Origin of the sequence: Serratia sp. FDAARGOS_506 (assembly GCF_003812745.1) — a bacterium.
Classification (GTDB): Bacteria; Pseudomonadota; Gammaproteobacteria; order Enterobacterales; family Enterobacteriaceae; genus Serratia.
Window position 1 is genome coordinate 3,719,531 of sequence record NZ_CP033831.1, and the last position, 12,999, is coordinate 3,732,529.

Here is a 12,999-nt window from a genome sequence, read left to right on the forward strand (position 1 = left end):
TCGGGTAGCCTAGAGAATGGGCCAGACCGCTTTACATCGCGTTGAAATAAACGTCACGGTCGCGAAAATATCCGCTTGCCCAGTCAAGGTGCAGCGGCGAGATGTTATTCCGGCAAGCAATCGGTTGCTATTTATCCGCCGTTAAAGACTGAGCGTTGTTTTTATTCTTTTTCGACGGCCCATGCTTTTAGGTCAATCTCTAATTGCTTGTCTTTATTTAAAAAATGTATTTTATCGCCGCCTGTTGGCATACAGCTTGCTATGCTTAATTCGGTCTTTAATTTTGGCTACAGAAGGCATTGTTCCATCAGCGCAGGTTATTACGCAGGTGAGCTTGGCCGGTCGTCACAAGGAAGAAAATAATGGCACTGCAATTCACCACGGCCATTCGTGGCAATTTTTTTGACATCACCGCCTGCGTGGAGGAACCGCAACAGCTCGACGAATACCTGCGGCACATTCCCGACGGTTTGTTGCTGCTGAACGACGGCGTCATCGTCTGGTTCGGCAGCTGGCAGCAGGGTGAGGCGCTGTTGCCGCCGGGTTTCGCGGTCACGGAGTATCGCGACAAACCGATCGTGCCGGGCTTTATCGATACCCACATCCACTACCCGCAAACCGAAATGATTGGCGCCTATGGCGACCAGCTGCTGGGGTGGTTAAACAATTACACCTTCCCGACCGAAAGCCGTTACGGCTGCGAACAGCACGCCGACGAGATGTCGGCCTTCTTTCTGCGGGAGTTGCTGAGCAACGGCACCACCACCGCGCTGGTGTTCGGCAGCGTGCATCCGCAGTCGGTCGATGCGCTGTTCACCCAGGCGCAAGCGCTGAACATGCGCCTGATCGCCGGTAAGGTGATGATGGATCGCCATGCGCCGCAGGCGCTGCTGGAAACGCCGGAGCAAAGTTATCGCCAGACGCGTGCGCTGATCGAACGCTGGCACGGCAAAGGCCGCCTCGGTTACGCCATTACGCCGCGCTTTGCGCCCACCAGTACGCCGGCGTTGCTGGCGCAGGTGCAGCGGCTGCGCGAAGAATTCCCCGACGTTTGGCTGCAGACGCACCTGAGCGAGAATCCGCAGGAAGTGGCCTGGGTAAAATCGCTGTTCCCGCAGAGCCAAAGCTATCTGGACGTTTACCATCGCTACGGCATGACCGGCGGCAAAAGCGTGTTCGCCCACTGCCTGCACCTGGAGGAGCAGGAGTGGGACTGCCTGTGTGAGACCCGCTCTGCGATCGCGTTTTGCCCCACCTCCAACCTGTTCCTCGGCAGCGGGCTGTTCGACCTGCAGCAGGCCTGGCGCAAGCGGGTGAAGCTCGGCATCGGCACCGACGTGGGGGCCGGCACCACCTTCAATATGCTGCGCACGTTGGGCGAAGCGTACAAAGTTGGCCAGCTGCAGCATTACCGGCTCTCCGCCGTAGAAGCGTTCTATCACGCCACACTGGGCGGCGCCCGCGCGCTGTCGCTGGACGACAAAATCGGCAACTTCAACGTCGGCAAAGAGGCAGATTTCGTGGTGCTCGATCCGGCGGTCACGCCGCTGCAGCAGTTGCGCTACGCCAACAGCGCCACGTCGGCGGAACAAGGGTTCGTGCTGATGACGCTGGGGGACGATCGCAACATTTATCGCACCTATGTGGACGGCAAGGTGGTTTATCAGGCGCCGCGCTGACGCAGCCGCGCCTGCAGCCAAACGCTGAGCGGCGCGACGGCGACCGCGCTCAGCGCGCACAGCCATAACAGGCGTTGCAGACTAAACGGGGTGAGGCCGCTGCTCAGCAACGCGGAGGAGAGCAAAAAGGCCGCCGTGGCGCTCAGGTGTATCAGGGCGGTTTGCAGTACGCCAAAGGCGGCGCGCTGCCGAGCGTCCGGCCAGCGCATGCTCAGGGAAGAGATCGCCACCAGCCGCGCATAGGCCGCCGCGAGAAACGCGACCATGAACAGCTCGCCGCGATCGCCGCCGCGCGCCGCCAGCCACAGGCTGCCCAGGAGCAACAGCGTGGCACCCACCGTCAGCGTCACGGCGCCAAAGTGTTGCAGCCAGCGGCCCGCCAGTACGGTCGCCAGATAGCCGGCCACGCCGCCGATGAGAAACAGCCAGGGCAAATGCGCGTCTGCCACCTGTAGCCGCTGGGTGAGCACCGGCGCCAGCACCGGGATCAGCAGCATCGGGCTGAACTGCGTCAGGCCGGCGGCGGCGGCGAACAGCAGCAACCGGCGATCGAGCGCGACGGGCGCGGTAGCCCGTGGCTGCGGCGTATCCCTGGGAACGAACAGCGCGACCAAGACGGCCGCCAGCAGACACAGCCCGCCGATAGTCACCAGCGCGGCGCGCCAGCTCGCCACTTCGCACAGGTACAGCATGCCCGGCATGCCGACAATGCTCACTAACGAAAAGGATGCGATCACCGTCGCCAACATTCTGCCGTGCAGCGTGGCCGGTGCGGCGTTGAGCAGCAGGCCGATCCCGACGCCCATCGTGGTGCCGCCCAACAGCCCGGCCAACAGCCGCAGTGCCAGCAGCCAGTAAAACTGCTGGGTTGCAGCGATCAATAAGGTGGTCACGCCCAGCAGCGTGACATTGAGCAGCAGAAAGCGCCGCTTCTCAACGCTGCCGATCCAGAAAAATGCGCCGATGCCGGAAATCACCGCCGCCAGCGTATAGGCCGCGCTGACATAGCCGGCGAAGCTGACGGGCACGGAAAAATCGGCGGCCATGTAGATGAATATCGGGTTGAATACCATGTATTCCAGGGCATTGGTGAACTGAATAAAGGCGATGACCAGCGCTATTGCCGTCAGCTTTCTCGCGGGTGTCATAAGCATCCATGGGTTGCAGAATCAGGCCGGCAGTGTAGCGTTTGGCGTTGGTCGGGATTAGATGGTAGAAATGGCATGGTTTGTTATCAAATGTGGGATAATCATGCGCGCCAAATTGGATTTAAACCTGCTACGCATTTTCGTGGCGGTGGTGGAACAGGGGAGCTTCGTCGGGGCGGCGCGGGCGCTGGCGATGCCGACCTCCAACGTCAGCCGCTACATCTCTCAGCTGGAGCGCCAGCTCGAGCAGCGATTGCTCGAACGTAGTACTCGTTCGATGCGGTTGACGCCGAACGGCCAGCTGTTGCATGAACGCACCCAGCCGCTGCTGGCGTCGCTGGAACACACCGCGCAAACCCTCAGCGAGCGACAGCAACAGCTGCGCGGGCCGCTGCGCCTGTGCGTGCCCAATGAAGTGGGGCCATACCTGTTGGGTGAGCCGCTGGCGGCGTTCGCCGTGCAGCATCCGCAGATCGAAATCAGCTGCGTGACCAACCTGGCGGGTATGACGTCGCTGCTCGATGATGTCGATCTGGCGGTGATGATCAGCCGGGGCATGCTGGACGACAGCGACTATGTCGCGCAGCCGCTGGCGTCTTTCCCCTGCATCGTGGTGGCCGCTCCGGCGTTGCTGGCGCAGTGGCCGACGTCGTCGGCGATTGAACAATTCACGCAATTGCCCTGCATCAGCACGGTGGATGCGCTGAAGGGGATGCCGTGGCAGTTCATCCGCCCGGACGGAACCTTCGTTACCGTCCCGGTCAATACGCGCTATCGCGTCAACAGCGGGGAGATGGCGCTGAAGGCAGCCTTGGCCGGCGTGGGGTTCGCCATGCTTTCCGAGCTCGGCTGCCGGCCGTTTCTGGCCGACGGCCGTTTGGTTGAGGTGCCGCTGGCATTGCTGCCGGCGCCGTTGCAGCTGTATGCCGTTTACCCCGGCCGTCGCTATCTGCCGGCCAAAACACGCGCGTTGCTGACGTTCCTGATACAGCAGGTTGGCGAGGCGGCTAACTTCTAATCACTTGTTTTTGCTCAAACTGCCAACTGCACCTAAGCTAGGAGGTGACTCAGAGGGAGCGATTCCCCGAGACCTTATTCCGTGAACATGGAGGAGTTTCGATTTGATGCGTTTATCCACATTGGTGCTGGCGATCGGCATGGCGCTGGGCGCGCAGGCACAGGCAGCAGAAACCCAACCTCACGCCGACCATAGCGCGCTGCCCAGCGGCCAGGCGAAGGAGGCTACCGTGACCGGTGAAGCCAATCAGCACGACAAGCAAAAGACTCAGAATCCGTTCTTCTATCAAAGCCGTCTGCCGTTCCAGGCACCGCCGTTCAACCTGATCAAGGAGAGCGACTACGCGCCGGCGATCGAAGCGGGCATCAAGCAAAAGCGGGAGGAGGTGGAGAAGATCGCCAACAACCCGGCCAAGCCCAACTTCAAGAATACCTTCGTGGCGCTGGAGCAGGCCGGCTCGCTGCTGACGCGAGTGATGAACGTGTTCGGCGCCATGACCTCGGCCAACACCAGCGACGCGCTGCAGAAACTGGATGAAGAAACCTCGCCGAAGCTGGCGGCATTGAACGACGACATCATGCTCAACGGCAAGCTGTTCGCGCGTATCAAGGCCATCTATCAGGATCGCGATGCGCTGAAACTGGATCCGGAATCGCGCCGTCTGGTGGAAGTGACCTACAAGAACTTCGAGCTGGCCGGCGCCAACCTGTCGGACGCCGACAAGGCCAAGTTGAAGGCGCTGAACCAGGAAGCGGCGACGCTAAGCACCCAGTTCACCAACAAACTGCTGGCGGCGAGCAAAAACGGCGCGCTGGCGATAACCGACCCGGCGAAGCTGGACGGCCTGTCGGAAGGCGAACTGGCTGCGGCGGCCCAGGCGGCCGCCGAACGCAAGCTGGAGAAACAGTGGCTGCTGGTGCTGCAAAACACCACGCAACAGCCGCTGCTGCAGAGCCTGAAAGATCGCGATACCCGCCAAGCGCTGTTCGACGCCTCCTGGACGCGTGCGGAGAAGGGCGATGGCAACGATACACGCCAGACCATTTCCCGCCTGGCCAAAGTGCGCGCCGAGCAGGCCAAGCTGCTGGGCTACCCGAACTACGCCGCCTGGAAACTGCAAAACCAGATGGCCAAGACGCCGGATGCCGCACTGAGCTTTATGCGCAACATCGTGCCGGCGGCCACCGCGCGCGCCGAGCGAGAAGCCAAAGACATTCAGGCGGTGATCGACCAGCAGAAAGGCGATTTCAAGGTGCAAGCCTGGGACTGGCAGTTCTACGCCGAACAGGTGCGCAAGGCCAAGTACGATCTGGACGAGTCGCAGATCAAGCCTTACTTCGAGCTGAACAACGTGCTGAACAACGGCGTGTTCTACGCCGCTAACCTGCTGTACGGCATCAGCTTCAAAGAGCGCAAGGACATCCCGGTCTACCAGCCGGACGTCAAGGTGTATGAAGTGTTCGACAAGGACGGCAAATCGCTGGCGCTGTTCTACACCGACTACTTCAAGCGCGACAACAAGGGCGGCGGCGCCTGGATGAGCAACTTCGTCGATCAGTCGAAGCTCAACGGCACCAAGCCGGTGATCTACAACGTCGCCAACTTCACCAAACCGGCGCCGGGGCAGCCGGCGCTGCTGTCGTATGATGACGTAATCACCATGTTCCACGAGTTCGGCCATGCGCTGCACGGCATGTTCGCCGATCAGGAATACCCGAGCCTGTCGGGCACCAACACCGCGCGCGACTTCGTCGAGTTCCCGTCGCAGTTCAACGAGCACTGGGTCAGCGATCCGAAAGTGTTCAGCCACTTCGCCAAACACTACCAGACCGGCGAGGCCATGCCGCAGGAACTGGTCGACAAGATCAAGAAGGCCGACAAGTTCAACAAGGGCTACAGCATGACCGAACTGCTGTCCGCCGCGCTGCTGGACATGCACTGGCACATGCTGACGGCCGACCAGCCGCAGCAGGACGTGGACAAGTTCGAGGCCGAATCGCTGCAAAAAGACAAGGTCGATCTCAGCTACGTGCCGCCGCGCTACCGTTCCAGCTACTTCCAGCACATCTGGGGTAACGGCTACGCCGCGGGCTACTACGCCTATCTGTGGACGGAAATGCTGGCGGACGACGCCTTCCAGTGGTTCACCGAACACGGTGGCCTGACCGCCGAAAACGGCCAGCGCTTCCGCGACATGATCCTGTCGCGCGGCAACAGCCAGGATCTGGAGAAGCTGTACATCGACTGGCGCGGCAAAGAGCCGAGCATCGAACCGATGCTGATCAACCGCGGGCTGAAAGACGAGTAAGTTCGGCCATTCCCGGTAAGTAAACAAAAGGGCGCGTTATGCGCCCTTCGTCTTTTTTGGCTTGGCCGACATTCAGCGGTTCACCACCTTGGCCGGCAGGGCCACCACCAGCAGCGAGCTGAGCAGCAGGCAGCCGGCGAAGGCCCAGAGCGCGCCACCGCTCTTGCCGGTCAGATCCAGCGCCAGCCCCATCAGCGAATTGCTCACCAGCCCGGCGATGTTGGCCAGCGAACAGGCCAGCGCGAAGCCGGTCGCCGCCGCCGTGCCGCGCAGGAAGGTAGCCGGCAGGCTGAAGAATACCGGCACCGCGCCGATGATTGCCGCCTGGGCGATGGAGAACAGCAGCACCGTGGCCAGCGCATTGTGGGTGAAGAAGGTGCTGCCGGCCATCGCCAGCGCGCCGACGATAAACGGCACGATGATATGCCAGCGCCGTTCGCGCAGTCGGTCGGAACTGCTGCCAATCAGCAACATGCCGAGCAGGGCGGCGACGCTGGGGATCGCCGTCAGGTAGCCGATGGTGGTGATGTCGGTGACGCCGGCGGTTTTGATGAAGGTCGGCATCCAAAAGCCCATGGCGTAGGCGCTGAGCAGAATGGCGAAGTCGATGCCGCCGAGCATCCACACTTTCAGGTTGAAGAAGCCGTCGCGGAAGCTGTGCTTGCTGTGATCGGCCTCGGCGTCGTCACGCGCCAAATCGTCGGCGATGCGCTGTTTCTCCTCGGGCGTCAGCCACTTGGCCTGCTGGTAGGTGTTAGGCAACAGCCAGAAGGTCAGCACGCCTAACAGCACGCTGGGAATGCCCTCCAGCAAAAACAGCCACTGCCAGCCGTGCAGCCCGTGGCGCATGTCGAAATGGCCCATGATCCAGCCGGAGAGCGGCCCGCCGATCACGCTGGACAACGGCAGACCGATCATGAACAGCGCGATGATGCGGCCGCGGCGATAGGTCGGGAACCACAGCGTCAGGTAAAAGAGCACGCCGGGCAGGAAACCGGCTTCTGCCACGCCGAGCAGAAAGCGGATGACGTAGAACTGGGTCGGCGTAGTAACGAACATCGTGATGGTGGACAGCAGCCCCCAGGTGATCATGATGCGTGCGATCCACATCTTGGCGCCGACGCGCTGCAGGATCAGGTTGCTCGGCACCTCGAACAGAATATAGCCGACGAAGAACAGCCCGGCACCCAGGCCGAAAGCCGCTTCGCTCAGCTGCAGCGCATCGGCCATCTGCAGCTTGGCCAGCCCGACGTTGATGCGATCGAGGTAGGCCGCCAGGTAACACAGGCAAAGAAACGGGATCAGTTTCCAGGTGATTTTGCGGTACAGCAGCAGCGATTCTGCGTCCGCTTTCCCCGCCAGCGGGGTGTCGACAATGGCCATGATGTTGTCTCCAGGTGGTGCGTGTTGGCCTCCGCAGGAGGCGCCTGTTGTGTTTGCGTTGCATGGGCGCCGCCCTGTTTCGGGCGGTCGCGTGAGGCGCTGTTTGCGCCTTCGTTATTGTCGTTGCAGGTGAATCGTTGATTCATAACCGGTTCAGGTAGTCGAGTGCCTCCCGTTTGTGCACCACGTCGCCGTATTTGCTGTCGATGTCGAACAGGTTGGCTTCGTGCGGGCCGGGGTGACGATCGCCGACGCACTCGCGCACCACCATGGCGCGAAAGCCGTGTTGCACCGCGTCCACCGCGCTGGCGCGGATGCAGCCGCTGGTGGAGCAGCCGATCATCAGCAGCGTGTCGATCCCTTGCGCCACCAGCAGCGGCGCCAGCGCGGTGCCGAAGAAGGCGCTGGCGTATTGCTTGCTCAGCACCACCTCATCGGCCAGCGGTGCCACCGGCGGGCAGAACGCCGCCAGCGGGTTGCCCGCCACCATGTCCTTCATCACCGGTGCTTTTTTGACCCACAGGCCGCCGTCGGCAAAATGGCCTGCATGATAGCGGATGTGGGTGTGGATCACCGGAATTCCCGTGCGGCGCGCACAGGCCAGCAGCTCGCGGCTTTCCTCGACCGCGCTCACCACGCCCGGCGCGAACAGCGGCGCGCCTTCGGTGGTGTAGGCCTGCATAAAGTCGATCGCCAGCAGCGCCGGACGCCGGCCGAAGCCGAGGCGTTGGCCCCAGACACCGCGATAGTTGTCGCTGAGGGTGTCGTTCATTCTGCCTCCTCAATAGGCGCCGGACAGCAGGGCGCCGGCGCCGGGGACGATCGGCTCCAGCTCCAGCGCGGTCAGCATCGCGTAAGTGGTGGCGATGGCGGCGGTGATCACCGGTTTGCCGGTTTGGGCCTCCACCGTCGGAACGGCCGGCAGCGAAGGCATCTGCACGCAGGCGGACAGCACGATAGCATCGACCTCGCGTAAATCCATCTCGGCGACGATCCCCGGCAGCCTGGCCGGATCGTGCCGGCCGACTTCGAGGTTGTCCGGGATTTCCAGCGCGCGCCATACCTTGACCTCAATGCCTTCGTGCTGGATGTAGTCCACCACCAGCTGGGTCAGCGGTTTCATGTAGGGCGCCACCAGCGCGATGCGTTTGGCGCCGATCACCTTCAGGCCGTTGACCAGCGCGCCGGCGCTGCTGATAACCGGCGCGGCGGCCTGATTGTCTTTCGTCACCTGCGCCAGCCGGGCCTGCGATTCGCGGTGGTAACCCAGTCCCATCGCCATGATGGCCACCAGGCAGGCGTAGCCGAGCACGTCGACCCGCGCGTCGGAGAGCTCCAGCGCGCAGCGATCGGACTCGGCGTCCATCGCCGCCAGTTCTTCTTTATTGACGTGTTTCATGCGCATGCGGCTGGAGTGAAAGGTGAAGCGCTCCGGGCGTATCAGCTGGCGCGCGCCCAGCATCGCCGGGATCTCGGTTTCCATCGTGGTGTTGGAGCTGGGTACGATCTGGCCGATGCGGTAGTGGTTGCTCATGTCGGTGTTCCTCAGTTAATCCAGAAAATCGCCCAGGGCGCGGAAGAATCCGTCGAAATCGTCCCACGGGATCATGTGTCCGGCGTTCTCGACCTCGACGATGGCGATCTCCGGCTGCAGCGCGCGGATCTCCGCCCGGTCTTCGGGCTGAATGACGCCGCCTTTGCCCGCGGCCATCAGCAGCGTCGGCATGGTCAGCCGCGGATAGTCGCGGTGGCTGTCCACCTGATGAAAATCGTCGTAGGCGCGTTGGATCGCCGGTTCGTAGCAGGTATGCAGCCATTCGGCGCGCAGCCGGCGCTGCTCTTCGCTCCAGGTCGGGCAGAAGGCGCGCATCTGCTCGGCGTTCATGCCCGGCAGCGACTGCCGGATGGAGTCGGCGTACCACGGCCATTGGCCGGGATAGGCACGGCGGCCGGGGCCGGAAACCGGCGGGTCGACCAGCACCAGCCGCCGCACGCCGGCGGGCTGCAAAACGGCGGCGCGCAGGGCGAAGCGGGCGCCCATCGAATGGCCGAGCAGGGCGTAACTGTCCAGGGCCAACGCAGCGGCGAAGGCGTTGACGTCCTGTGCGCAGGTCTCTGCGTCATAAGCCAGTTCCGGGCCGCTGGACGACAAACCGCGGCCGCGGACATCGAGCACATAGACGTCGTATTTTTCCCCCAGCCGTTCGGCGACGAAGCCCCAGGTGATCGCCGGGCTGGTGATGCCGGGGATCAGGATCAGCGCCGGGCCGTGGCCGCCGTAGCGCAGGTAGTGTTGGCGAATGTCGTTGGCGTGAACGTGAGCGCCGTAGAGGAAGGTGCTCATGCGGCGTTCTCCGATTTCAGCGCTTGCGCGTACAGGTCATAGCCGTAGACCCAGGCCGGATCTTCCTGGGTACGCAGGAAGGTGTTGGCATTGGACACCGCCTGAACCCTGGATGCGCGCTCTTTACGGTTGGCCTCATACAGCTGGAAGGCGGTGCGGTAGTCGCCGAGGCCGGTTTCCTGCAGGCAGCGGGTTAGCATGGCGGCGTCTTCGATCGCCATCGCCGCGCCCTGGGCCATGTGCGGTTTCATCGGGTGGCAGGCGTCGCCGAGCAGCACCAGACGGCCTTCGCTCCACAGCGGCAGCGGTTTGCGGTTCAGCAATGGCCATTTGGTGACCTGCTCGCTGGATTCGATCAGCGCTTGCACGATCGGGTGGTAGCCGGCAAACGTTTCGAACATCTCTTCGCGGCTGCTGTCGATGAAACTGCCCTGGAAATCCCAGGCCGGGTGCGGCACGCCGCTCACGTAGTAATACTCGTCGCGCCGTTGGGTGGTGTAGTAGACCATCAGATGGCGGTCCGCCGACCACCACTTCACACAGTCCTCGAACGTCAGATTGTATTTCGCCAGCTTATCGCCGCGGATCAGCGCGCGGTGGGCCACCCAGCCACTGTAGGTCGGCGCTTCGGCGCCCAGCAGATGCTCGCGGATGCGCGAGTTGATGCCGTCGGCGCCGATCACGATATCAGCGTGGGCAGAAGTGCCGTCGACGAAGTTCAACACCACCTCGTCACCGCGATCTTCAATCTTGCTCAGACATTTGCCGAAGTGCAGGGTGCCGGGCTGCAGCGCGGAAAGCTGCAATGCCTGAAGATCGCCGCGGTGTACCGTCACATAGGCAGCGCCGTACTCCCGGCGGGCGAAGGCGCCCAGTTCGATGCGCGAGAGATAGTCGCCGCTCTCTGCATCGCGGCTGAACCAGAAATCGGGATGAGACGCCATCTGCTCCAACCGCTGCTCAATACCGAGACGGCGGAAAATCTTCAGTACGTTCGGCCCCATGTGAATGCCGGCGCCAAGGCGTGAGAACGCCGGACTCTGTTCATACAGATCGACGGTAAAGCCGGCTTTTTGCAGCAGCCCGGCGGCGGCAGCGCCCCCCAGCCCGGCGCCGACGACGGCGATGCGTGGTTGTTTGCTCATCATGTTCCCCCTGTCTGTTGGCTTTTTTCAGCGTAGGTCCAGCACATGACTGGACGATCGATTTATAGTGTATGCACTAGATAACGCAAAGTTGCAAAAGTGTTAAATCAGATCTCGCTCACGCTAATTGACAGCGCATTACTGTTAAACTCATGTTAATCACAGGATTTGCAAAGGATGAAATAGGACTTTCTTATGATGAATATTCGCGACTTGCTTTTCTTTTCTTTTTTGACTTAGATAAAAACGAGTGTGTTCACTTTAAATTGTTTGAAAAATCACCGCCGCCTTGTGGGCGTCGGACATCTTTGACGAGACAGGAGACAGGCCATGGCGGTCAATGAAACCCAGTTGGTACAGCTGTTCGAGCAGGTGCTTACGCTGTCAAAAGTCGATGCTTCGCAGAGCGTGGCGATTTTGAAAAGCCATTATTCCGATGCGCGTACGGTGCGCGCCGCGACTGACGCGGCGCTGCGGTTGGGCGCCAGGGTGTATGCCGTCGAACTGCCGGCGTTCAACCATCCGCGGGCGATGGGCAACGATATGACCGCCTATTGCGGCGATACCGCGCTGACCGGCAACCTGGCGGCGCAGCGTGCGCTGGAGGCGGCTGACCTGATCGTCGATACCATGATGCTGCTGCATTCGCCGGAACAGGAGCAGATCCTGAAAACCGGCACCCGCATCCTGTTGGCGGTGGAGCCGCCGGAGGTGTTGGCGCGCATGTTGCCTAATGCGGAGGACAAGGCGCGGGTGCTGGCCGCCGCCGCCGTGCTGGAGCAGGCGAAGCTGATGCAGGTGACCTCCGCCGCCGGTAGCGATTTCCGCGCGCCGCTCGGGCAATACCCGACGGTGACCGAGTACGGCTATGCCGATGAACCGGGGCGCTGGGATCACTGGCCGAGCGGTTTCCTGTTCACCTGGCCGAATGAGGAACAGGCGGAAGGGGTGCTGGTGCTGGAGGTCGGCGACATCTTGCTGCCGTTTAAAAATTACGCGCGCGAACGCATCACGCTGGAGATTGAACAAGGGTTCGTCACCCGTATTCACGGCGGTTTCGAGGCGGAATACCTGCGCGAATACATGAAGTATTTCGACGATCCGGAGGTGTACGGCATCTCGCACATCGGCTGGGGCCTGCAGCCGCGCGCCCAGTGGACGGCGATGGGCCTGCATGACAAGAACGACGGTATGTGCATGGACGCGCGCGCGTTCTACGGCAACTTCCTGTTCTCCACCGGGCCGAACACCGAAGTGGGCGGCACACGCAAAACGCCTTGCCATATGGACATCGCCCTGCGCCGCTGCGACATCCGCCTCGATGGGCAAACGGTGGTGGCGGACGGGGAAGTGGTGGCGCCGGAGGCCTCGCGCGTGCGCCGGGCTTAATCGTTGCTGCCAACGGCGGGGGTTTGTACTATTCTCGTGGATTCCATAGATGGTGAGAGTAACGCAATGACGCCCCCCGAATACCCGTCAGCCGTGAGCGGCCAACCCGAAAATTATCATTTTACCGAGCAAGTCGGGCACCTGCTGCGCAAGGTTTATCAGCGCCACCTGGCGATTTTCCAGCAAAACGTCGGCGATTCGCAGCTGACGGCGGTGCAGTTCATCACCCTGTGCGCGGTGCGCGATATGGGGCCGAGCTCGCTGACCGAGCTGGTGCAGGTGACGGCGGTGGATCAGGCCACCATACGCGGCATCGTCGAGCGGCTGAAGGCGCGCGATCTGATCACGGTGACGCCGGATCCGGTGGATCGGCGCAAGGTGGTGGTCGGCCTGACCGACGCCGGCGCCGTGCTGCTGACGGAAACGGTGCCGCAGGCGGCGAAAATTACAGAGCTGACGTTCGGAACGCTCAACCCGGCCGAACGGATAGCGCTGATATTCCTGCTGAATAAAATGCTGGAAGATCCGCCAACCGGCTGATTCGCCCGCGCAACGTCGGTTGCCTGGTGGTCGGTGGCGAGAGGC

11 protein-coding genes are annotated in these 12,999 nt (G+C 62.1%); 5 read left to right on the forward strand and 6 right to left on the reverse strand.

Translation table 11 applies throughout. The annotated features are described in order from the left end of the window. Positions 1-362 precede the first annotated feature (362 nt). Positions 363-1,679 carry a guanine deaminase gene (guaD, locus tag EGY12_RS18125; protein ID WP_123894861.1) on the forward strand — a complete coding sequence of 439 codons (1,317 nt, stop codon included), beginning with the start codon at positions 363-365 and terminating at the stop codon, positions 1,677-1,679. Here the strand turns inward: guaD and EGY12_RS18130 are convergent. Then, positions 1,664-2,827, reverse strand: a complete 1,164-nt coding sequence (locus EGY12_RS18130) for an MFS transporter (protein WP_123894862.1) — start codon at positions 2,825-2,827, stop codon at positions 1,664-1,666. The genes guaD and EGY12_RS18130 overlap by 16 nt on opposite strands. Before the next feature lie 103 nt (positions 2,828-2,930). Between EGY12_RS18130 and EGY12_RS18135 the strand changes: the two genes are divergently transcribed. Then, a complete protein-coding gene (locus EGY12_RS18135) occupies positions 2,931-3,845 on the forward strand; it encodes a LysR family transcriptional regulator (protein ID WP_123894863.1) in 915 nt (304 codons plus the stop codon). Between the two features lie 106 nt (positions 3,846-3,951). Then, positions 3,952-6,153, forward strand: coding sequence for a peptidyl-dipeptidase Dcp (gene dcp, locus EGY12_RS18140; RefSeq protein ID WP_123894864.1), 2,202 nt, complete (start codon positions 3,952-3,954; stop codon positions 6,151-6,153). 72 nt (positions 6,154-6,225) lie between these two features. On the opposite strand, the gene EGY12_RS18145 is transcribed toward dcp, so the two are convergent. The 5 genes from EGY12_RS18145 to EGY12_RS18165 all read right to left on the reverse strand — a co-directional run bounded on the left by EGY12_RS18145 (position 6,226) and on the right by EGY12_RS18165 (position 11,028). Then, a complete protein-coding gene (locus tag EGY12_RS18145) occupies positions 6,226-7,536 on the reverse strand; it encodes an MFS transporter (protein ID WP_123894865.1) in 1,311 nt (436 codons plus the stop codon). A gap of 142 nt (positions 7,537-7,678) precedes the next feature. After that, complete coding sequence (locus tag EGY12_RS18150; protein ID WP_055312376.1) at positions 7,679-8,308, reverse strand: N-carbamoylsarcosine amidohydrolase; 630 nt, start codon at positions 8,306-8,308, stop codon at positions 7,679-7,681. Positions 8,309-8,317: 9 nt separating this feature from the next. Further along, positions 8,318-9,019 (reverse strand): Asp/Glu racemase, encoded by a 702-nt coding sequence (locus EGY12_RS18155; protein WP_169541415.1) that lies wholly within the window; start codon positions 9,017-9,019, stop codon positions 8,318-8,320. A 66-nt stretch (positions 9,020-9,085) separates the two neighbouring features. Then, positions 9,086-9,880, reverse strand: coding sequence for an alpha/beta fold hydrolase (locus EGY12_RS18160; protein ID WP_123894866.1), 795 nt, complete (start codon positions 9,878-9,880; stop codon positions 9,086-9,088). After that, positions 9,877-11,028 carry an FAD-dependent monooxygenase gene (locus EGY12_RS18165; RefSeq protein WP_123894867.1) on the reverse strand — a complete coding sequence of 384 codons (1,152 nt, stop codon included), beginning with the start codon at positions 11,026-11,028 and terminating at the stop codon, positions 9,877-9,879. The genes EGY12_RS18160 and EGY12_RS18165 overlap by 4 nt, the downstream gene beginning before the upstream one ends. A 327-nt stretch (positions 11,029-11,355) precedes the next feature. Here EGY12_RS18165 and EGY12_RS18170 point away from each other — a divergent pair, with 327 nt between their 5' ends. Both EGY12_RS18170 and EGY12_RS18175 read left to right on the forward strand, forming a co-directional pair. Further along, a complete protein-coding gene (locus tag EGY12_RS18170) occupies positions 11,356-12,414 on the forward strand; it encodes a 2,5-dihydroxypyridine 5,6-dioxygenase (RefSeq protein WP_123894868.1) in 1,059 nt (352 codons plus the stop codon). Positions 12,415-12,480: 66 nt separating this feature from the next. Next, entirely contained in the window at positions 12,481-12,954 is a 474-nt protein-coding gene (locus EGY12_RS18175) for a MarR family winged helix-turn-helix transcriptional regulator (RefSeq protein WP_033634451.1), read from the forward strand. Positions 12,955-12,999 lie beyond the last annotated feature (45 nt).

Coding starts and splice junctions, on each gene's coding strand:
- EGY12_RS18130 (WP_123894862.1), bottom strand. CDS start 2,827: ATGACACCCGCGAGAAAGCTGACGGCAATAGCGCTGGTCATCGCCTTT.
- dcp (WP_123894864.1), top strand. CDS start 3,952: ATGCGTTTATCCACATTGGTGCTGGCGATCGGCATGGCGCTGGGCGCG.
- EGY12_RS18150 (WP_055312376.1), bottom strand. CDS start 8,308: ATGAACGACACCCTCAGCGACAACTATCGCGGTGTCTGGGGCCAACGC.
- EGY12_RS18165 (WP_123894867.1), bottom strand. CDS start 11,028: ATGATGAGCAAACAACCACGCATCGCCGTCGTCGGCGCCGGGCTGGGG.
- EGY12_RS18135 (WP_123894863.1), top strand. CDS start 2,931: ATGCGCGCCAAATTGGATTTAAACCTGCTACGCATTTTCGTGGCGGTG.
- EGY12_RS18145 (WP_123894865.1), bottom strand. CDS start 7,536: ATGGCCATTGTCGACACCCCGCTGGCGGGGAAAGCGGACGCAGAATCG.
- EGY12_RS18170 (WP_123894868.1), top strand. CDS start 11,356: ATGGCGGTCAATGAAACCCAGTTGGTACAGCTGTTCGAGCAGGTGCTT.
- guaD (WP_123894861.1), top strand. CDS start 363: ATGGCACTGCAATTCACCACGGCCATTCGTGGCAATTTTTTTGACATC.
- EGY12_RS18155 (WP_169541415.1), bottom strand. CDS start 9,019: ATGGAAACCGAGATCCCGGCGATGCTGGGCGCGCGCCAGCTGATACGC.
- EGY12_RS18160 (WP_123894866.1), bottom strand. CDS start 9,880: ATGAGCACCTTCCTCTACGGCGCTCACGTTCACGCCAACGACATTCGC.
- EGY12_RS18175 (WP_033634451.1), top strand. CDS start 12,481: ATGACGCCCCCCGAATACCCGTCAGCCGTGAGCGGCCAACCCGAAAAT.